The 21191-nt window shown below is 45.3% G+C and carries 20 protein-coding genes; 13 read left to right on the top strand and 7 right to left on the bottom strand.

Annotated elements, in window-relative coordinates; translation table 11 throughout:
* Nucleotides 1–339: hypothetical protein (locus LZZ85_RS26915; protein WP_237876957.1), on the bottom strand; the 339-nt coding region annotated here is incomplete at its 3' end.
* Nucleotides 340–808: 469 nt separating this feature from the next.
* On the opposite strand from LZZ85_RS26915, the gene LZZ85_RS26910 reads away from it, so the two are divergent.
* The 4 genes from LZZ85_RS26910 to LZZ85_RS26895 all read left to right on the top strand — a co-directional run bounded on the left by LZZ85_RS26910 (nucleotide 809) and on the right by LZZ85_RS26895 (nucleotide 4188).
* On the top strand, nucleotides 809–1207 hold the full coding sequence (locus LZZ85_RS26910; protein ID WP_237876955.1) for a hypothetical protein: 399 nt from the start codon (nucleotides 809–811) through the stop codon (nucleotides 1205–1207).
* Nucleotides 1208–1318: 111 nt separating this feature from the next.
* Nucleotides 1319–2746 (top strand): S41 family peptidase, encoded by a 1428-nt coding sequence (locus tag LZZ85_RS26905; RefSeq protein WP_237876952.1) that lies wholly within the window; start codon nucleotides 1319–1321, stop codon nucleotides 2744–2746.
* 162 nt (nucleotides 2747–2908) lie between these two features.
* On the top strand, nucleotides 2909–3133 hold the full coding sequence (locus LZZ85_RS26900; protein WP_237876950.1) for a hypothetical protein: 225 nt from the start codon (nucleotides 2909–2911) through the stop codon (nucleotides 3131–3133).
* Nucleotides 3134–3189: 56 nt separating this feature from the next.
* Nucleotides 3190–4188, top strand: a complete 999-nt coding sequence (locus tag LZZ85_RS26895; protein ID WP_237876948.1) for a glycosyltransferase family 2 protein — start codon at nucleotides 3190–3192, stop codon at nucleotides 4186–4188.
* On the opposite strand, the gene LZZ85_RS26890 is transcribed toward LZZ85_RS26895, so the two are convergent.
* Nucleotides 4185–5021: a glycosyltransferase family A protein gene (locus tag LZZ85_RS26890; protein ID WP_237876946.1), complete on the bottom strand. Its 837-nt coding sequence runs from the start codon at nucleotides 5019–5021 to the stop codon at nucleotides 4185–4187. The genes LZZ85_RS26895 and LZZ85_RS26890 overlap by 4 nt on opposite strands.
* A 30-nt stretch (nucleotides 5022–5051) precedes the next feature.
* A complete protein-coding gene (meaB, locus tag LZZ85_RS26885) occupies nucleotides 5052–5960 on the bottom strand; it encodes a methylmalonyl Co-A mutase-associated GTPase MeaB (protein WP_237876944.1) in 909 nt (302 codons plus the stop codon).
* Between the two features lie 28 nt (nucleotides 5961–5988).
* On the opposite strand from meaB, the gene LZZ85_RS26880 reads away from it, so the two are divergent.
* The 6 genes from LZZ85_RS26880 (at nucleotide 5989) to LZZ85_RS26855 (ending at nucleotide 13261) form a co-directional block, all read left to right on the top strand.
* Entirely contained in the window at nucleotides 5989–7221 is a 1233-nt protein-coding gene (locus tag LZZ85_RS26880) for an O-antigen ligase family protein (RefSeq protein ID WP_237876942.1), read from the top strand.
* Between the two features lie 51 nt (nucleotides 7222–7272).
* Entirely contained in the window at nucleotides 7273–7923 is a 651-nt protein-coding gene (locus tag LZZ85_RS26875) for an LON peptidase substrate-binding domain-containing protein (RefSeq protein ID WP_237876940.1), read from the top strand.
* 119 nt (nucleotides 7924–8042) lie between these two features.
* A complete protein-coding gene (locus LZZ85_RS26870) occupies nucleotides 8043–8768 on the top strand; it encodes a type III pantothenate kinase (RefSeq protein ID WP_237876938.1) in 726 nt (241 codons plus the stop codon).
* Between the two features lie 19 nt (nucleotides 8769–8787).
* Complete coding sequence (locus LZZ85_RS26865; protein ID WP_237876936.1) at nucleotides 8788–10170, top strand: porin family protein; 1383 nt, start codon at nucleotides 8788–8790, stop codon at nucleotides 10168–10170.
* On the top strand, nucleotides 10163–10756 hold the full coding sequence (gene lptC / locus LZZ85_RS26860; RefSeq protein ID WP_255724362.1) for an LPS export ABC transporter periplasmic protein LptC: 594 nt from the start codon (nucleotides 10163–10165) through the stop codon (nucleotides 10754–10756). Before LZZ85_RS26865 ends, lptC begins: the two co-directional genes overlap by 8 nt.
* A 1683-nt stretch (nucleotides 10757–12439) precedes the next feature.
* Complete coding sequence (locus LZZ85_RS26855; protein ID WP_237876932.1) at nucleotides 12440–13261, top strand: SDR family oxidoreductase; 822 nt, start codon at nucleotides 12440–12442, stop codon at nucleotides 13259–13261.
* Nucleotides 13262–13340: 79 nt separating this feature from the next.
* On the opposite strand, the gene lysS is transcribed toward LZZ85_RS26855, so the two are convergent.
* On the bottom strand, nucleotides 13341–14888 hold the full coding sequence (lysS, locus tag LZZ85_RS26850; RefSeq protein ID WP_237876930.1) for a lysine--tRNA ligase: 1548 nt from the start codon (nucleotides 14886–14888) through the stop codon (nucleotides 13341–13343).
* Nucleotides 14889–15298: 410 nt separating this feature from the next.
* On the opposite strand from lysS, the gene LZZ85_RS26845 reads away from it, so the two are divergent.
* Complete coding sequence (locus tag LZZ85_RS26845; RefSeq protein ID WP_237876928.1) at nucleotides 15299–16021, top strand: DUF4197 domain-containing protein; 723 nt, start codon at nucleotides 15299–15301, stop codon at nucleotides 16019–16021.
* A 254-nt stretch (nucleotides 16022–16275) separates the two neighbouring features.
* On the opposite strand, the gene LZZ85_RS26840 is transcribed toward LZZ85_RS26845, so the two are convergent.
* Entirely contained in the window at nucleotides 16276–17157 is an 882-nt protein-coding gene (locus LZZ85_RS26840) for a flavin reductase family protein (protein WP_237876926.1), read from the bottom strand.
* Between the two features lie 210 nt (nucleotides 17158–17367).
* Here LZZ85_RS26840 and LZZ85_RS26835 point away from each other — a divergent pair, with 210 nt between their 5' ends.
* The gene (locus LZZ85_RS26835; RefSeq protein WP_237876924.1) at nucleotides 17368–18072 is read left to right on the top strand and encodes a head GIN domain-containing protein; all 705 of its coding nucleotides are present in this window, start codon (nucleotides 17368–17370) and stop codon (nucleotides 18070–18072) included.
* A gap of 894 nt (nucleotides 18073–18966) precedes the next feature.
* Here the strand turns inward: LZZ85_RS26835 and LZZ85_RS26830 are convergent.
* A complete protein-coding gene (locus LZZ85_RS26830; RefSeq protein WP_237876922.1) occupies nucleotides 18967–19461 on the bottom strand; it encodes a hypothetical protein in 495 nt (164 codons plus the stop codon).
* A gap of 223 nt (nucleotides 19462–19684) precedes the next feature.
* Here LZZ85_RS26830 and LZZ85_RS26825 point away from each other — a divergent pair, with 223 nt between their 5' ends.
* Nucleotides 19685–19933, top strand: a complete 249-nt coding sequence (locus LZZ85_RS26825) for a helix-turn-helix domain-containing protein (RefSeq protein WP_237876920.1) — start codon at nucleotides 19685–19687, stop codon at nucleotides 19931–19933.
* A gap of 377 nt (nucleotides 19934–20310) precedes the next feature.
* Here the strand turns inward: LZZ85_RS26825 and LZZ85_RS26820 are convergent, their stop codons facing one another.
* Nucleotides 20311–20841 (bottom strand): hypothetical protein, encoded by a 531-nt coding sequence (locus tag LZZ85_RS26820; RefSeq protein ID WP_237876918.1) that lies wholly within the window; start codon nucleotides 20839–20841, stop codon nucleotides 20311–20313.
* Between the last annotated feature and the right edge of the window lie 350 nt (nucleotides 20842–21191).

Here is a 21191-nt window from a genome sequence, read left to right as displayed (position 1 = left end):
TTTTGCCGGTTCGTAGTGGACGGTGTATCTGCCCACCCTGACCATTTGGTTTAATGATTTTAAAGTACCGGGAGATCTCCAAAGTTGAGTCAGGCTGGGAATGCTGTAAACCCGGCTAACCGGCGGTGCCGGCCGCAGTTCGCCTGCGCTCTCATGTCCGCGGCCAGAATTCCCCGAATCCCGGCCCGGGGGCGACGGCAGCTTTTTGCTCTTCGTCTTTAAGTTGACTTGAATAATAATGGAGGTGAATGAAAATTGCTTAACTGATAATTCAATTACAGACTGACTACGATAATTTACGCATGCAAAATATCCTGCCTGATCTTCAAGCGTTTTCAATTCATGTATTTTTTTCTTTTATCTATCCATTCTCTCTTTTTTCTCTTTTAGTTATTGAATATTTATAAAATAGTGTCTCCGCCCATGGCGAACACCCCCCAACCCCCACCCCCATCCGCCATAAGCGGAGACAACTAAGTAAGATATCTCGTTGTAAATATCGCTTAGAAGCGAGGCGAGACCATGGGTAAAACACAAAATGTCAGGGGAAAATAACGAAGAAATCATGAGCGAAACACAAGCTGGAAACGCCGTCACGGACAGGCTGACAAATGATGTAGCGTAATTTGTCCTGCATCCGCCACTGGTCATAAAAGACTGTTTAACATCTTCCCTGCATTCCCTGCACATACCGTTGTACGCTTTACTCAAAATATAAACAGAAGGCTCAACATGGATGTGCAGACAGAATGATCGCTGTTAGCTTTGCACCATCAAATGAAAATCATTAAACATTAAACCTAAAACGATGAGACTGGTTAGATTTTTTGCGGCAACTATTTTGATGGCTGCATTTTTCACTTCATGTTCAAAAGACAAAAAGGAGATCGATCCGCCTGCACCAGCCTTTGACATTATCGGCGTTTGGCAGGGAAAGATCGGAAGCGGTTCCGCGATTCCATCCGGTTCGTTCGCCCTTGATATCAAGGCTGGAGGAAAGCTTGATCGGCTGAGTGATGGCGTAGTAACAGGAACAGGAACATGGTCGATTACCGGAGAATTTTTCAAGGGAGAGTATACCGGAAAACAGAATGGCGTGGTAGTAAAAGTTTCTGCAAAAATTGATAAACTGGCCAACAAACTGATCAACGGAACCTGGAAAAATGACTCAGAAATTGACGGCACATGGTACGCAAACAAAAAATAATTTAAGGACGGTTCTTTTATAACAGTAAGTTTGGTGGTGAAAAGCGGTGTGGTTACCGCTTTTCTTTTTTGTTTTTATCCCGAATGCGCCTAAAAGACGATAAATAATTTTATGAAGTACTTAATTCTGATCTGTTTCTCTGCGGCATTTCTATCCGCACAAAGCCAGCCAGCCTGCACTGCGGCGAAATCCTTTGATAGTTTACACTTATTCCTTAAAGAGAATTACGCGGGTTATTCTGATAAGGTGAATGCATCTAACAAAAAAGAATTTGCATTATTTACAGAAAAACATATCCGTGCCATTCAGAAGACAAAGAAGAAAGCATACTCTTACCAGGTTATCAAAGACTGGCTGAAATTCTTCAAAGATGAACACTTAAGCATGTCAGTTCAATTTGACACAGCTAATGGAAAACTGGCAAGAGATATTGCGGCAGTCGAGCAGTTTCCTATGGAAGGAATTTCCACACCGTTCCTGGAGAAGACGACTTCTGCTTCGATCGAAGGGATTTATTACACCAGTGATTCTTCCTACAAGGTAGCCGTTGTTAAGAATGATAACGGTTTCCGAAAATATGCCGGTATCATTTTATCCGCAAAAGCCCCCGAGTGGAAGCCCGGCAATGTAAAATTCGAGCTTGTTCCGGGTAAAGGCAGTAACGAGTATGACGTGATCTGGTACAATCGCTATCACTATCCCATATTTGGGGAGCTTGATTTTTCAAAGGGAAATTCATTTCACACGCAAGGGTGGTATAAAAGCAATTACGAAAAACCGGGCCTTTCGAATTCCTACACTCCGTTGTTTGAAGAAGAAAAGCTGCATAATGCGTTCTTCAGGCAATTAGACGATCAGACTTCTTATATCCGTATCAGCAGCTTCGATGCAAACTTTATCCAGTCGATTGATTCGGTGATCAAAACCAATACCGCATTGCTGGAATCGCTTCCGTATATGATCATCGATGTTCGTGGTAATGGGGGCGGCGCTGATATTTCTTACAGGCCGTTAAAGAGGTTTATGTATACGGACCCTGTAAAGAACATTGGTGTTGATCTCCTTGCTACGCCGTATAACATTGACATTACTCTTCAGCTGATCAACAGTATTTCAGGAATGCCTGAAGCTGATAAAAAAGAGTATAGCGACCTGATGGAGAATGCAAGAAAAAGTAATAAGCGGATGTTCAATTTTTTCCCGGATACAACGATAACATCAGAAGCTATTCCTTTCCCAAAGAAAATTGCTGTAATAATAAATGGCCGGTGTGGCAGTACAACCGAGCAGTTTCTTCTTGAAGCAAGGCAAAGTAAGAAAGTGAGATTATTCGGAACGCATAGCATGGGGGTGCTTGACTATGCGAACGTGCGGGAAAAGGAGATCTGTAACGATTTTACTGTTAACTATCCAACCACCCGTTCACGAAGGATAGACATAGGAGAAGGGATAGATAATGTAGGCATCAGACCGGATGTAGTCCTGGATTTTAACAATCCGGATTGGTTGATAACGGTCCAAAAGGAAATAAAAAAATAATATGTTCGCGAACGGGTGATTTCATCTAAGTGTTTTCTCCGGAACGTGTAAATAACAGACAGAATAGCCGGAATTTCCGGCTATTCTGCATTTGGGGATGACAGATCATTTAATCAGATTTTTTCAGTGTGCTTTCACTATTTTTGCGGTGAAATTGAACTGATGAAAAAGAGGGTATTGGTTTATTGTCTGATTGCATGTTTTTCAATTGTTCTGCCTGTTGTGGCAGAAGCACAATGTTCTATCTGCACAAAAACAGCTCAGCAACTCGGTGAGAAGCCTGCACAAGGTCTTAATTCAGGGATTTTGTATCTGGCCTTCACACCGATGCTTCTTATAGGTTACATCAGCTATAAGTGGTGGCAGAACAATAAGCAGCAGCAGTAGTAGCGTCAGTATCGCCTACGTTCACCGGGGAAACCCTTTAAGGGACGATCACCAACATGCAACAAAGTACGATTGTATCCGGCGTCTCCGTCGTCATACCAAACTATAATGGTCTTTTGCTGTTGCAGGACATACTACCGGCAGTCGTGATCGCTATAGAAGAAACCAAGCTCCCGTTTGAGATCATCATCAGCGATGACTGTTCCTCCGACAACTCGATCCCTTTCCTTACACAAGAATACCCTGATGTGATAATTCTGGAAAACGAGACCAACCAGGGATTTTCACCCACCATTAATAAAGGTATTTTCAAAGCCAGGTATTCACATTTGCTTTTGCTGAACAGTGATGTGAAGCTTGAACCCGGTTACCTTGTTCATCTTCTCCGTTATTTTGATAAGCCCGATACGTTTGGTGTAATGGGAAAGATAATCGGTTGGGATGATGACTATGTACAGGATGGCGGCAAGTTTCCTTCTTTTCACGGCCTTAAGATCAAGACCTCCGGGAATTATTTACCAGTAAAAAAAGAGTCTGGGCAGTGGCTTTACAGTATGTATCTGTCAGGTGCCGCTGCGTTTGTTGATAGATCGAAGGTTATTTCACTTGGAGGATTCAATGAGTTGTTTGCTCCTTTTTATGTGGAAGATTATGATCTTTCACTAAGGGCATGGCGGATGGGCTGGAAGTGTTACTACGATGACTACGCGGTCTGCCGGCATAAAGTTTCAGTGTCTATAAAGCAAAGTCACCGGAAGAAAAGTATAAAAGTGGTGTACGATAGGAATAAGATGTTCCTGCATGCTATTCATCTTAGTTATTTCAAGCGATTTCAGTGGTTTGTACAATTTTCCTTTGAGAGCCTGGCCTATCTCTTCATGTTCAGGATCACCTGGCTGAAATCCCTGCTGTCATTTATCCGGCATTATAATGGGGTGATCGAAAGCCGGAGAAATCTTTTGAAAGCCGCTAACGGGCGGGAATTGCTCACGGTGAATCAAGTGGTAGAGTTAGTGAGATCTTCGGTTGAAAAAAATGAGATCACCCGATTCTAGCTGCGTTTGCCCTCCGTAACAGTTTTCCTGTAATGCTTTTTGTGATTTGTTCTGCCGAAAAAGAGCTTGATCCCTTCTATCCATTTTACCAGGAAAAAAAACGGGCCATTGCTAAGCCGGTTGCTTCTTGGCGATTTACACAAAACAAATTTGGTGCTCGGTGTTTGAATAAACCGGCTACGCATTTTATAGCCATACTGATCAAGAAAATTCTTTTTGTGGAGTGCAAGGTCTTTCAGATTTCCAAGGCTAAGATGCTCTGCCATAAATGGGATAACATAGCAATTATAGCCGAGGTGATCAGCGAGAAGACAAAGATCGGCTGCATACATGTGAAAGCCTGATAGGTTTGACGAAACAACAATATTCGCCGAACGGCGAATGATCAGCAGGTTCTCATCGAGTGAAAAAACCCTCATCGGAAGGTTCTCATGAGTGATAGTTTTTCCCGCATTTACGATATAACGCACATCACGGTGGTAGCCCGCAGCACCTGCATTTCCGCACACCGCCCATTTCGGATCTTTTGCAGAAAGATCATTCAGTATTTGAGATAACGAATCTGCCCTGTCTATACATCTCACATCCTGATGGACGATGATGATGTACTCTCCTTTAGCTTCCCTGATAAAACGGTTAATTGCCGTATATGCATCAAATTGATTGCCCTTTGTATTATCTGCAATGATGTATTCGCAACCCTTTTCAAAACCACACTGCTCAAAGCTGATTTTCATTTCTTCGAACTCCTGCGTGTTGGTCACAATACTGCAAACAGAGAACCGTAGTTCCGCCGGAGAAGGTGTGACAGAAAGAGATGACGTGATAGCCATGATTAAAAATACAAAATTAGGGCGTGCGTATTAAACAGAACTGCGGTTGTTCACCTCGTTTATAAATGAGAACAGGTTAAAGTCTCCTTTTGTAAGTTTATAAGTGATCTCCTGCGCAAGACTTCGCTGATCGAGGTCTTTCATCCGGAGTTTTTGAAGAATATGCCAGGCTTTCGAAGCCAGCAGAAAAGCTTTGCGTTGAGTGTTGGCCGTGGAAGAATGGTTATTGATAGCTTTTGCTAGGAGATCAATGCCGGTCTTTTTTGACGCGACGGTTTTTAGGATAGGCACTTCTTCCTGTTTATTGAAGGAAGGCGCCAGCATAAGCCGGAGATTTTTTACAAAATGATCAGCATCCGGGCGGTCGGCCTTGTTCACCACAAAAATATCCGCGATCTCCATCAGGCCGGCTTTCATCGTTTGGATCTCGTCACCAGCTTCGGGTACCAATACGACGACAGTTGTATCTGCGAGACCGGCAATCTCTACTTCACTTTGTCCAATGCCGACTGTTTCAATGATAATATGATCGAATCCCGCTGCCTTTAACACATAGGTGATCTCAATGATCATCGGATGAAGGCCTCCCATGCTGCCCCTGCTCGCAAGAGACCTGATGTATATGGATGGGTTAGTGTACCAGTCGCTCATCCTGATCCGGTCGCCAAGCACTGCTCCAAGATGAAACGGTGATGAAGGATCGATACAAAGTACCGCGATCTTTTTACCGGCGGTAACCAGTTCACCTATTAAAGCATCTACAAGTGTACTTTTACCTGCACCCGGTGGCCCTGTGATACCGATAATGTTTGTCTTATGTTCCGGTAGTTTTTCAAGAAATGTATCATATCCGGCAACAGCATTTTCGACAAGAGTGATCGCTCTTGCCAGAGCCCTGATGTCTCCGCTTTGTAATTGTATGGATAGCTCCTGCCACATCGAAAACTTGTTGTAGGTTTACAAATGTATGAGGATTCTTGTACAGAATGAATGGCGGAACAAAGCCATTTTCGCTGTGATCATTTTAATGCTGGGGAGCTTATTTGTTTCCCGGGCAATGCTGTCAATGAGCATGGTCCTCTTTATTGCGATGACCACCCTGCATAGTGGTTTTGTGCAACAGTGCAGGATTTTTATGAGATCAGCATTACTGCTGAGTATTTCCTTTTTATTCCTGATCCCGCTTATTTCGGGTTTGTGGAGCGCCGATTCACGGGAATGGGCGGAGGTGATGGTCATAAAACTTCCATTTCTATTATTGCCACTCGCTTTTGCCGGGAATTGGAAATTGGCGTCCAAAGACAACCGCCGGATCGCAGTATGTTTTATTGTTTTTACTATAGCAGCATGTAGCTGGAGCCTGGCTCAGTATTTCATGAATGCGGAACTTATCAATGAAAGTTATCTGCGTGCAAAAACGATCCCCACGTTGTTGGGCGATGATCATGTAAGGTTCAGCTGGATGGTATTTCTCGCTATCTGGATAGCGGTTTTTTTGGCCGGTGACAAAAATGCTGCAGGACGGAAACGGGCGTTCCTTCTGCTTGCGGTAGTATTTCTCGTTATCTATTTGCATTTGCTGGCAGCGCGTGCGGGTTTGGTGATGCTATACCTGTTTGCCTTTTGCTATGCCCTTCATAAAATAAGAACAAGACCGCGTCTGGCATTCACTGTAGTGACGGGCATCGTTGCTTTATTGTTGATCGGCTGGTTTTGTTTTCCCACATTCAGAAATCGTATCAGCTATAATCTGTATGATCTTTCTTTTATCATCAAGAATAAGTATCGGTCAGGCACAAGTGACGGCAACCGGGTCGCGTCTCTAAAAGCTGGTTGGGCACTTTTAAGCGAGCATCCGTTTACCGGGGTTGGTGCTGGTGATGTGTGGCATCAGGCCGATCGCTGGTATGATAAGAATATCAACGGGATCCAGCATAGCGATAAGCTGTATCCAAGTAATGAATGGCTGGCGCATGGATGCATGGCAGGCTGGCCCGGGATTTTATTCTTCAGTGGAGTTGTTTTTCTGCCACTATTGCGGCGAAGAATAAAAAACCGATTCTTCTGGGTCACGTTTCATCTTTCATCCATCTGCCTTTTTGTGGTCGAAACAAGTCTTGAAATGCAGCATGGCATCTTTATTTATACATTTTTTAGCCTGTGGTGGTGGAAATGGCATTGTTTTGAAGCGGACTATTAAGCAAATTGCGGGTACGGAAAACACGTTTTTGCGGGAAGACAATTTCTAACTATGACTAATTTCATTCCGATATTTCCTCTTGGTATTGTGGTATACCCGGGAGAGCAATTGAACCTTCATATTTTTGAACCCAGATATAAACAATTGATCAGGGAGTGTCATGAGCAAAAGAAGCCGTTCGGTATTCCGACTGTGATTGATAACAACCTGCAGGATATGGGTTCGCTTGTCGAGATCCATGAGATCTCAAAGATCTATGATAATGGAGAAATGGACATCCGCACTGTTGGCAGCCGTGTATTCCGGATCCTGGAAGTGATCAAAGAGATCCCGGACAAATTATACAGCGGTGCGATCGTCAATTACCCGGATAACCGGGAACAGGGCAATGTTGAACAGATGCGCAAAGTGATGGCCAGCATCCGTGAATTACACCAGCTATTGAACCTCTCCAAGGATTTTGCAAAAACGGATGAGCAGATCAGCGCTTATGATGTGGCGCATCATGTAGGTTTTTCCTTACAGGAAGAGTATGAGCTGTTAGGTTTGCTGGACGAACGTCAACGCCAGGAATACCTGAAACGACATTTGGTCAAGACACTTCCCATGGTGTCAGGCATGGAGCAGCTGAAAGAGAAGGTAAAGCTGAACGGACACTTCAAGAACCTGGGAGGGTTTGATTGGAAGTGGAAGGAGGTGTAAGGATCACTCGTTGAATGGTTTAAAAGCGTACAATTTAAGATGCGCTGGAAAATGGTGAACGAGGGAGCGAACCTTAAACTTTTGAACAAAAAAAACTTTCAACCCTTATCTTGCAGCCCATGGTTACCTTTTGTTTTGATTTTGGCAATACAAGGAGAAAGCTCGCGGTATTTACCGGCGATGTGATCGAGAAGGTGATTGTACTGGCGGATGATAATGCAGAGACGATCGGGGAATTGCTGGATACATACCGGCCAGGAAAAGCGATACTTTCGTCGGTGATCGATCATGATCCGATGCTGGAAGAACAGTTGGCAAAACATACCCGGTTCCATAAACTGAATCATTTAACCAGGCTGGATTTTACTACCCTCGTTGGCAAACCCGAAACGATAGGGGCAGACCGGCTGGCGCTTTTAGCCGCGGCAGTGAGGTTTTACCCTAAAAAGAATAACCTGATCATCGCCTTAGGGACCTGCATCACCTATAATTTTATTGACAAATATCATCGCTTTTCAGGTGGAGGTATCTCTCCGGGCATGGAAATGAGATTAAAGTCGCTTAACCATTATACCGCCAAGCTGCCGGTGGTCAGGGCCGATAGCAATGTGCCACTGATCGGCTACGACACGGTTACCAATATCCAAAGCGGAGTGACCCTCGGAATGGTCTACGAGATCGACGGATTTATAGACGAATACGCTAAAAAATTCGACAACTTTAACGTGGTCTTAACCGGGGGTGATATGGTACATTTGGGTTCGCACCTTAAAAACAAGATATTTGCAGACCCTGATTTAATATTTAAAGGTCTTTATGCCATTAGCGAACTTAATAACCCCTAAGAGAATCAACAAGTTAGGTGTGTTTCGTTTTTCAATAAGCGTTCTACTGACAACTGCTGTACTACCTGCTTTTTCACAGGATAACTCACCTTATTCGCGATATGGCATTGGTGATTTGACGCCCGGAGCAAATATTAATTCCCGTGGAATGGGAGGAATTTCCGCGGCAATTTTTGACGCCCCGGCGCCATTGTCAATTAACTACAGTAACCCTGCTTCGTACGCCTTTTTCCAATCGAGAAAAGAAAGCAAGTCAAACAAGCTTGCGGCTGGCCGTGCGATCCTGGATGTAGGTATCAATTTGGATAACCGCAACCTGATTGAGCCCAATAACACCAATAAATTCGGAACGAGTAACCTGCTTTTTTCGCATGTGCAACTTGGTGTTCCCCTGCGTCAGAATTGGGGTTTGTCGTTTGGCATCCGTCCGGTGTCAAGAGTGAGCTACCAGATCGCGTCTACAGAACGCCTGGTTGATCCTAATACCGGTCAATCGATCGATACGGCAGGTACATTGTATCAGGGAAGTGGCGGTGCATTTTTGCCAAATCTCGGGATGGGATATAAATTCAATTTCGGAAAAAATGATCAGCTGGCAATTGGCGCTGGTGTAGGCTACCTTTTTGGATCCAAAGACATCAGCTCCCGTCGCTTTTTCCTGAACGATACTGTGTCCTATAACGCCGGTAATTTCCAGACTAAAACCACTTACGGAAACATCATGTTTAATGGTGGTTTGCAATACACGCACGCGTTCAATAAAGGATATGCGCTTACACTGGGTGCTTTTGGAAATATGCGACGCAAACTGAATGCGTCCCAGGATGTGATCCGCGAAACATATTATTACGATGAGAACCTGGGTAATACGAGAATTGACAGCTCATATGAAACTAAAGATATAAAAGGTGATATCATTTATCCGTCATCTTTCACAGTAGGTTTTGCCTTACGCCGCAACTTTGATTTTGAGCAGAAGAAAGGTGACTGGCTGGTGGGTGTTGATCTTGTGAGAAGCAACTGGGATGAATACCGTGTGTATGGAGCCGCAGATCCTACCGTGAAATCTAACTGGCAGGTACGTGTAGGTGGCCAGTTGCGTCCCTTCCCTGCAGCAAATTACTTCAGCAATGTTGCATACCGGGCGGGTTTCTTTGTAGGACCTGACTATGTGCAGGTTGAAAGCCGCAAGCTCAACACATGGGGTGCGTCCTTAGGATTTGGCCTGCCATTATCCAACTTCAGCCGTACTACTGCGCCTAACCAGATCACCGTGATCAATCTTGCACTAGAATACAGCAGAAGAGGAGATAATCAGAGTGCGCTGAAGGAAAGTTTGTTCCGTGTTTCAATAGGACTTTCACTGAGCGATCTTTGGTTCATGAAGAGAAAATATGATTAACAACGTGATCAGATCCTTTCCAAAATATTATCCCATAGCAGCTTTTTGTATAAGCTGCTTTTTTTTATGGGGTTGTGAAAACGATCAGAAAGTGATCAATGATCTGACGAGTGACGTTGCCTCCGTCGAGGAAGCAAGATCGATCGAGAGCTTTATCAGTTCAGAAGGAAAAATGAAGGCAAGGCTGACCGCCCCGGTCATGATCAGGATGGCATCCGGGAAATCTTCAGATACGCAGTACGTTGAGTTTCCCAAAAGTCTTCATGTTGATTTTTACAACGACAGCCTCGTGAAGGAAACCCGGCTTGACAGCAAATACGGCAAATACTACGAGACATATAACAAAGTTTACCTGCGCGATAGCGTAGTGGTCATCACGCTTAAAGGCGACACACTGAAAAGCCCGGACCTTTGGTGGGACCAGAACCTCGGCATCTTTTATACAGATAAATATGCGGAGTACCGCTCGAAAGATCAGCAGGTGCAGGGCCACAAAGGGCTGCAGGCGACACAGGATCTGAAAACGGTCACGTTCATTGAGCCAACAGCCTTACTGGATGTGAAGAGTAATGGGTTGACACCATAATGGATCAGGTTTAAGGACGAATGCGCCCCCCGGAACCCCTCCCGTCAGGAACCGGTCGTTGCCCATCAAGTGGTAAGCGACTCAAAGCCCATCCACCTCAGCTTCCCCCACGTTAATTAATGGGTACGTATACGCTGGATCTGCTTATACATCTCCCGATGCCCTGCCACTTCGGGAACCGGCAAACCTTTAGATTTCTGTCAGTCTGAAAAGAGTTCAAATTGACGGTATATTTCTTCCGCGCTCCAAAAACTGCCTCATTTTGCCGGGCCTGTGACGCAAAGCTGCCTTACCTGACCTGTGTTTGTCCTGGAGCCAGAAACAGGCTCTTTTCTTACGAGAAGAACACTACAGATTGAGCCGCAAAATCATGGAAGAACAACCATGTGACCGTTTGGGAGATTGACCTGGGCGGAATTCTTCGCGCTTGAGCTAAGCTCCAGCCCTATGATTAGAAGGCCAGCCCTGATGAGGACCCTCCCTGGCATACAGGGATCTCGTTTTCTCCAATCACCCCCTCAAAGCTTCCCGGTTGCCTGGTGCTGGTTAAGCAGGGTGGAAATATCCTTTGATCCCTGCTTTCCTTGACCCTGACAGTGACTTACCGCTTTAATATTGGGGGGCAGGGTTTAGATTTTCAGACAGACTTTACTTTCCCGGCTAAGCTGCGCCTTTCTGTATGGGCATCAAGCCAGGGTATAAATTCAATTTCACTGCGACGTGATTTTAAGTCGTTTAGGAAGTAAACGCGGAGACATACAGGTGATCAATTATTAACCCGAGATCATGGCCGGGGTAGTGGGCCGGGGGGCGACAGGCTGCGCTGCCTGATCGGGCGGCGTTGGATTTTGGTCCAACCCGACTTTCATTGTCCTGAACATTTTCTCATGCGCAGGCCAGCGCAAATCAGCGCAGACTTGCGCAGGCCAGCGTAAATCAGCGCAGATCAGCGCAGGCTATAAATGGGCATACGACGGCATCCGCATTGCTGCGTTTTGACCGTCGTCGCCCACTTTCATTTGTATAATTCCACATTTCCTATCTCACTATCCCTTTTTTTGATCATACCAACAATGAAAAAAAATTGCACCGCCCTTTTCAGGACTGCCCTCCTCCACCAGTCCTGAAAATGACGGTGACTAAGAAATTTCTCTGTTGTAAAGATCGCTTTAGGCCAAAGCGAATCCATGAGAAAAACACAACATCTTGCGGGAAAATAACGGGAGTATGCCGTTGAAAAAACTGCTTTCTGGATCTAAGAAAATAAGCCTTCTTAATTCGGATGAAAGCTGGCTCTCCGGCATTTCGGATGGACCTAACTACTTCCGGGAATAGTCTAAAAAGATTCAACCCCGGACTATCCGGGGTTGAATCTTTTTAGGGCCAAACCAAAGTGTTCTTCATGTTGCAGTTAGTCGGCTCAGAGGTTTTTCATTAGTACAGCTGTTGCCATTGCTTCAACTGTCAAAGGGTATATTGGAATAAAACGGGACTCACGGTTTGTACTGCCGGCCTGTTATGAACCGGTAACAGCATCAAATATAGAGGCGCTTTTTTATCGGCACCAGCGCAGATGTAACCATTAATATCCATTCCGGATTTACGGGTCATCTAGTGTATATACGAGGTAAAATGCTATTCCCCGGCGGCTTTTCATATCTTCAGGCAAACAAAAGATCTGCTATGTCATTGAAGAACAAAACGATCATCATTACAGGAGCGACCCGCGGTATAGGGAAAGCCATGGCATTACGTTTTGCGGCGGATGGAGCCAATATTGTAATAGCCGCAAAATCTGTGGAAGAGAATGCCAAACTCGGAGGAACGATCTTCAGTGCGGCTGCCGAGGTAGAAGCCGCCGGAGGAAAAGCGCTCGCCGTACAATGTGATATCCGGTTTGAAGACCAGGTGCAGAATGTGGTTGACAAAACCCTCGAAACCTTTGGTGGCATTGACGTGCTGATCAACAATGCTTCTGCGATCTCTCTCACCCCGACGGAACAAACAGAATCGAAGCGGTTCGACCTGATCTATTCAATAAATGTGCGCGGAACCTTCTTTGTTACAAAAGCTTGTATTCCTCACCTGAAAAAATCGGATCATGCGCATATTCTCACATTGTCGCCGCCGGTGAACATCAAGCCGAAGTGGCTTGCCGGCCATATTGCCTATACGATGACGAAATACAATATGAGCCTGATGGCAATGGGATGGGCCGAAGAACTTAAAAGCCACAACATCGGTTCGAATGCTTTATGGCCAAAGACAACTATCGATACAGCTGCTGTAAGAAATCTGCTGGGAGGTGAAACGCTTGCCAACATGAGCAGAACCCCGGAAATACTTGCAGATGCCGCTTACCTGATCCTCAATAAATCGCCCAAAGAATGCACGGGAAACTGCTTTATCGACGAAGAGCTATTCGCGGCAGAAGGAATTATTGATCTCGAAAAATATTCGGTCGTACCGGGTGCAAAATTGTACAGGGATCTGTTTGTCGACTGATCCGGTGCAACCACTTCAAAATTAAAAAAGCTCGTATCCGGGGATAACCAGGATACGAGCTTTGTCTTTGAAACTTTACTTATTTACTTTCTTCCTCTTTCGAAGTCTCCTGTGTTTGTTCAGGTCTCATCTGCGGGAAGAACAACACGTCCTGGATGGATGCTTGGTTTGTCAGCAGCATACAGAGGCGGTCAATGCCAAAACCGATACCGGATGTTGGAGGCATGCCGTACTCGAGTGAACGGAGGAAGTCATGATCGATGAACATGGCTTCGCTATCACCTCTTTCCAGTAAGCGAACCTGCTCTTCAAAACGTTCGCGCTGGTCGATCGGGTCATTCAGCTCGGTGTAGGCATTGGCGATCTCTTTACCGTTTACCATCAGCTCAAATCGCTCTACAAGCCCTTGTTTATCGCGGTGTTTTTTAGTCAGTGGACTCATTTCAACCGGGTAATCGATGATGAATGTCGGTTGCACATAATGTTGTTCACACTTATTGCCGAAGATCTCGTCGATCAGTTTGCCTTTGCCCATGGTATTGTCAACCTGGATATGCAACTCACGGCATACCGCACGTAATTGCTCTTCGCTCATACGACTTACATCATGCCCGGTATGTTCTTTGATCGCATCGTAGATACTGATGCGCTTGAATGGTGCCTTGAAAGAAATGTCTTTACCACCAACAACAATTTCCGTGGTTCCGCAAACGTCACGGGCAGCTTTTTCAAGCAATTGCTCGGTCGTTTCCATCATCCAGAAATAATCTTTATAAGCCACATAGAATTCAAGTACGGTAAACTCAGGGTTGTGTGTCCGGTCCATACCTTCATTACGGAAGTTGCGGCTGAACTCATACACCCAGTCGAATCCCCCGACGATCAGTCTTTTCAGGTAAAGCTCATTGGCGATACGGAGATAGAACGGGATGTCCAGTGCATTATGATGTGTAATGAACGGACGAGCCGCAGCGCCGCCGGGTATCGCCTGAAGTACCGGCGTGTCTACTTCGAGGGCATTATGGCTATTCAAAAACTCACGGATCGAGTTGATCAGCTTTGTCCTTTTGACAAATGTCTCTTTTACGGATGGGTTGATGATGAGGTCCGCATAGCGTTGCCTGTAGCGGAATTCAGGATCTGTAACAGCATCAAATGTTTGGCCTTCTGCCTCTTTCACGATCGGCAGTGGACGAAGAGATTTGCTCAGCAGCGTCAGTTCGGTTACATGTACGGAGGTTTCTCCGGTTTTGGTTACGAACGCATAGCCGCGGATCCCGATAATATCGCCGATATCAAGCAATTTTTTCCAAACGATGTCATACAGGCTTTTGTCTTCGCCCGGGCAGATATCGTCACGGCGGATATACAGCTGAATTCTGCCGGCGCCATCCTGGATCACGGCAAAGTTGGCTTTTCCCATATCGCGGACACTCATGATCCGGCCCGCCAGGCACACATCCTTGAATTGCTCCTTCGTTTCTTCCTTGAAGTTTTCTTTTATATAGACAGAAGTGCTATTAACCGGGTACAGAGGGGCCGGATAGGGTTCGATGCCCATCATGATCAATTCGGCCAGTTTCTCCCTGCGGAGTTGTTCCTGTTCAGACAAATGTTGCGTGCTCATATAGTGAAAAATTGGCTGCAAAGGTAGGGATATTCGTTGTCCGTTGACCGTTGTCCGTTCACCGTTGTCCGTTGACCGGATGCACAGATGGTCAATTTTCTGGCAGCAGGCATCTGTAATTCTTATTGGGGCCGAAAACTTTAAACCCCAGCACAACTATTATATGGCAATCCAGACAATGGTCTGGGGTCTCGGGTCTTCGGTCAACGGTCAACGGTGAACGGACAACGGGCAACGGACAACGAATCTTCCCCTTCATGCAGCGGATTTCATGAAACTATCGTCAATTCACTGTCTGCCTATTGGATTTTAACGGATTGGCGGTTAACTTGAGGCGCTGTTCATTCTGAATGATGGTTCAGACCCGTTGGAGAACAGACCAATCCTATTTTAAACATTAAAAACATCTGATGAAAACCTATCTCGTCGCTCTTCTTTTTGGTGCAGCAATCCTGCCGGCTACAGTTGACGCTCAAATAAAACTTCCTAAAATCCTGAATAAAGGCGGGTCTTCTGGTGTTTCTGAAGACGAGGCCGGCCAGGGTATTAAAGAGGCCCTGACCCAGGGAGTGGCAAATGCAGTACTGAATCTCAATAAAACAGATGGCTTCTTTGGCAGTGAGCTTTATAAAGTGCTTCTTCCGCCAGATGCTCAAAAGATCGAAAAAACATTACGCTCTGCAGGGATGGGAGCTCAGGTAGATAAGGCTGTTCTTGCGATCAACCGCGGTGCGGAAGATGCGGTGGCCTTCGCTAAGCCGATCTTCATTGATGCGATCAAAGAGATGACCGTAACCGATGCATTAAAGATCCTTACGGGCCCGAAAAACGGTGCCACTGAGTACTTCAAACAGAAGACCACACAGAAATTGGTTACGGCGTTTACTCCCTCAGTTCAATCTTCGCTGGAAAAAGTAGATGCCACAAAATATTACGGTGATATCGTTACAACGTATAACAAGTTCCCGACAACGATCAAGAAAGTGGATCCGGATCTCACTTCTTTCGTAGTTGGAAAAGCAGTTGACGCGCTGTTTGACCAGGTAGCAAAGGAAGAGGCCAATATCCGGGCTAATCCAATGGGCCAGGCATCTGCGCTCCTGCAGAAAGTATTCGGAAGTGTAAAGAAATAACTCTCCCGTTTTTAATCCCTACTCCACATAAGGGCTGCCACTGGCAGCCTTTTTTATTTTGAACGTACTCTTGCTCTTATCGATGGCCGATGATCGATGGCCGATGGCCGAAAATACACAGATCTATCAGACGGGATCATCTATACAGACTGGCAGCGATAACTTGAATCCTAATGGAGTCATCGGTCATCGGTCATCGGCCATCGGTCATCGGCCATCGGTCATCGGCCATCGGTCATCGGCCATCGGCCATCTCATACTCCTGCTAATAAGACCTGCCAGGCTTCCCTTACAAGCCCGAAATCCAGTAATTTCTTCGCGTGTAGGTGCAGTTCCTTCTCCATATCGTCAGGGTTCAGGCTGTAATACTGAATGATCTGTCTTAAATGATTGTCCTCATAGGCAGCGTCTACAACAGGCATTTCGTGTACGTTTGCAAGCTGACCCAGATGATTTCCGGTCAGGATCTGGCTGTTCCGGATAGAAGAAGGGAGGCTATCGAGCCCAATCCCAAGCCTTGTGTTTGGCTTTTCTACCTGGAAAAGGTTTGCCTCACTTACAGCACAGTACCAGTCGCCACCAAGCCTGGCCACATGATTGATCTTTCGCTGATCCATCTTCCGGTTCCCGTCAAGAAGCTCATCGTTGATATGCATGCGGATCACTTCCGCTATGACGAGGTTGCCTGCGCCACCTTCAGTTCCCAGTGATTTCACCTCCAGGACCCGGCATTCCATTTTGATCGGACTTTCCTTTACCATCGGTGGTCTGATGAGGGAAGCCGGTTCGGCAGTAAAACCTGCTTTGTAAAATTCATCCACACCTTTAGGATACTCGCAACTGGCGAGAGAAACCTGCTGTACCATCTCAAACGTCACAATATTGATCACCACTTCCGGTACTTCGAGAATATTCTCTAAGGTGTGCTTGGTCGTGTTATCACGCACGCGGCGTGCGGGCGAGAATACCACTACCGGCGGATTGGAGGAGAAAAGGTTGAAAAAGCTGAAGGGGCTAAGATTTATTTCCCCTTCGCTATTGATGGTGGATGCAAGGCAGATGGGCCTTGGGGCAATAGCATGCTGCAGAAAATATTGTTTTTCGGCCGCGGTAAGGCCGGCAAGATCAAGGGTCATAATTGTTATACCGGGCGGCTCTTAGCCCGATATGCAAAAGTGAACAGTTACGATCAAAAAACAACCAAAACCGCCGTGAATTTCCACTCAGCGGGTTTAAAAGCCATTCGTAATTATTTTGAAAATGCTGTAACAAAAAGAAATGCATCTTCGTTCTACGAAGGATTTCGTCATTAGCCATAATCAAAAAAACAATAAAACCATTTTATTATGAGAAAGATGTTAGCAATGCTTGCAATTACAGCCATGACCCTCCCTGGAACGGTTAAAGCACAGGAAAATGAAAAGTATGAAGGCAGTGGAAATGTGATCACGAGGGATGTTCCAGTGAAGTCATTCAGTCGGCTTACCGTTGGCGGTGTCTTTAACGTGGTTCTGTCCCAGGGGAGCACAGAAGCTGTAAAGGTTGAAGCAGAAGACAATCTCCAGGAACTGATACAGGTAGAGCAAAGCGAAGATGGATTAACTGTCAATATGAAGAAGCATACGAATATCAAGTCAAAAAAGAATATGACGGTTTATATCACGTTCAAACAGCTGAAATCAATTGATCTGAAAACCGTTGGCAACATCACCACCACGGGCACGCTTACCTTTGACGATCTGAAGATGAACAATTCAAGCGTTGGTAATGTAGAATTGAAGTTGTCTGCGCGTTCCCTTGACCTGGAAAACAAAAGTGTGGGTAACCTGGAACTGGAAGGTAAAGCTGATAATGCCGTGATCCGAAACAAATCAGTAGGCAGCCTTGAAGCAGCGAAATTTGTTGTGCAGACGATGGACATCGATAATAACGGCATTGGTGGCGCTGAAGTGAACGCGGAAAAAAGTTTGAAGATGAAGTCTTCCGGCCTCGGCGGTGTGAAGAATAAAGGAGGCGGAACTGTTACGAAGCGGAATAAAGTAGTGATATAGTGGAAGATTGCCGGGCGGGCAAGGCGCTTTTTTTTCGATGGGAGAATTGAAAGGGGCCTTCGGTTTTTTTGCCGGAGGGGCAAGGCGTTTTTTTTCGACGGGAGGTCGAAAGACTCCGTTTACTTTTTTTGCCTTGATGCAAAAAAAGTAACAAAAAAAGATCAAGGCTGGGAAAAAATGGCTAAAAATGGGAGGATGTCACCTGCACCAAAAAAACTCGCCCGTCCAGGTTTAGGATTGAATGGCGTGTTGGGCTCAGACAGTTTTTGGCGCCTTCGCACACCTGCGGTGTGGCTCAGACGGTGCCAGCCTCCCATTTTCTTAACGCCATTTTTTCCAAGGCCGGGGGCGTTGAGAGAGGGGGAGGCTTTTGCGGAGAAGATTCGTTATAGTTCCGATTCTGTATTATAATTTGAAGAGTTAACTTTTATGCTAAAGAAGAAATAAAGCCAGCGAAAACCGTTAGGCTACATTTCTATAAAGGCCTTCTCCCCGCTTTAAGAGGGGGCGGCATAGCGCAAATGGCGTTAAAAAAATTATGGGCGTAACCGACGAGCCGAAGGCGAGGGCGCTAAAATATTGTCTGAGCCAGCACGCCAATCAATTCCAAAACATTCTTCCGGCGAGTTTATTTTAGTGCCAGGTGAAGCCCATAATTTTTAGCCCCCGCATCGAGTGCGGGGCTGGCTATTTGCGCGTAGCCTTGATCTTTTTTTGTTACTTTTTTTGCCTCAAGGCAAAAAAAGTAAACGGAGTCTTCGAGGCAACCCCTCGAAAAAAAAAGCGCCTTGCCCGTCCGGCAAACTCCAAACAGAGCCCTCAACGCTCCCGTTAAAAAAAACTCCTTCCCCCGCAAAAGAAAAAAGCGCCCCGACCGCCGTCGAAAAATGACGGTTAGTACCTCGCAAACTCCCCCATCGACTTCATCAATTTCTCCATCCCATTAACAAAGGGGATCATTTCTTTTGGATTCCCCGTCTCTGCAACACTGTTGACTGATAATGCCGCACGCACCCAGTCGCGCAAGATCCGTTTCCAATCGGCTAACGAATACACAGTGAAAAACTGTTTGATCTCTGCAGGATGATCAGCATCTTGCCGCCTCCGCTTGTCACGATACAGGAGATAGCATGATTCGATAAGCTTTTCCATTTCCTCACTGAACTTCAGCAACACTTCCGGGTTGCGACCCGGCCAATAACAGGCAGGAGCAACAGCTGCTTCGCAAAACTCTTCGAACATTTCCTGCATTACCGGTAAAGGCGTTTTAGCAAATAACTGCTGAATAACCTGTTTGGGCTCAAGTGAAAGACAATCCGCAGAATGCTCCAGTGCGAGCCTGTTAAGAAAATAACGGGGATTAACAATTGCCAATGCTGATGTTGTCATAATAAATATTTTGAGCGGCTTGCCGCGGTGAATAATATGAATCATGGATCCCGGAGCTATAATATCGCGCAGGATCAATCAATAGAAAATAAAATGCTGAATGGGGGAAAAGTCGTGCTTAACAGTATATAGTCTAAGAAAGAATTGCTGCTGCAATTATTCTTCCACTAATCTACCGATTTTTATAAAAGACTTGATAAATCAGGTCAGTTATTTTTTTTAAATGAGTGATCTTACTATGATGCCGAGAAATAATAAGGATCAGAAAATGTTGAATGCATTCGGGCGAAAGCTGAAGCAGTTGCGCGAGGAACGTGGATTGTCAACACGCGAATTTTCCTACGCGGCAGATATTGCGTATAGCCAAGTGTGGACACTGGAAAGTGGTAAAGGTGATCCTACACTAACAACGCTGGTTGCCATCGCAAAGGCGCTGGACCTGCAATTATCCGAACTTGTACCAAAAGACTGAACTGAATTTGCCCGATCAACTATGGGCAGACAAATGGAAAAGAAGAATTACCGAAAAGAAACAGAGCCTTAACCCGGAACAATAGTTCCAACTTAAAAAAAATGAATCTTCATACGTAATGGCTTTGTTATTGTAAACTACCGAAAGAAAATTCAACAAATACAAGTTCAATCAGTTATTTCGAAAATTAAGGGTTAATTGTTTTTACTTTAGGTGTAAGCACTTAAGTTATGGCAAGGCTCTATCATAACAAAGAAATTGTATCAAACATTACACGAAGACACTGGGAACTGCCTGGGCGACTGATCGTCTCTACAATAACCCGGATAAAAAAGAAGCTGCCTCACAATGAACGGCAGCCTCTTCTCTGTTAGGCATTATTTAGGAATGCCATATCTCTCACAAACCGCTTCATAGCTCATGTCCATTCTTCCGGTAAGAGGTACTCCACCCGGAATGATAATGTAGCGGACATCATTACTATTGGCCGGCGTTCCGCTGGGAATAACATCTGCTATCACCCTGACCTTTGATAACATCAGGCCATGTTGAAATCTGTATTGGGTAGACGCTCCTCCCAAATTGTAGTAAACACTTGGCAGCGGTTTCGCAATGCCCGTTCCATCCGGATCATTTACGAACTTCATATATACGATCACGGTACCGCTATCAATGATCCCCTGCGTCACCTGTGGCGCATTGATATCAAAATAAAAAGTGCTTTTGCCCGATCCCGTTGATGTGGTGGATGGGATCCATGAAGTGGTTTTCATCCATGGTGAAAAAATTACGTTGGCCGTACCAGGCTCGCCTGCTGGTCCTTCATCGCCTTTTTTGCAGGCAAATACGATCGTCATTAAACTGAATAATAAGATTGCTGCTTTAAATCTTTTTGCTGTGTGTTTCATATTATGGTTTTTGATTAGAAAATTTATCCGTGAGCCTGGAATGAAAGCCCCGGGGTTTCTACGGATGAAAGGCTATATCGCTCGAAACAATCATTTTTGTATACCGGGTGATGGCTAATTTGACCATTTTGAGAAATTTCACTCAATTGAGGTAGCGCATTCTGAAAAGACAGGCTGCTTTTTTTAAGGAAGATCATCCGGATAAGATACATGTGAAGTGTTATCTGGAACGGCCAGTGTGCTGCTGTGATTTAATCTGATGCGATCATTATAAGAGTTTATGCTAAAACAAATGGAATGTTTCGGGGATTCACCACTGTTGAACACCGTATCGGTTCATAATGAACGAG

The sequence above is a fragment of the Terrimonas ginsenosidimutans genome, from assembly GCF_022012415.1.
Classification (GTDB): domain Bacteria; phylum Bacteroidota; class Bacteroidia; order Chitinophagales; family Chitinophagaceae; genus Terrimonas_A; species Terrimonas_A ginsenosidimutans.
The sequence above is the reverse complement of the archived record's forward strand: the minus strand, read 5'-3'. Positions and strand labels throughout refer to the sequence as shown.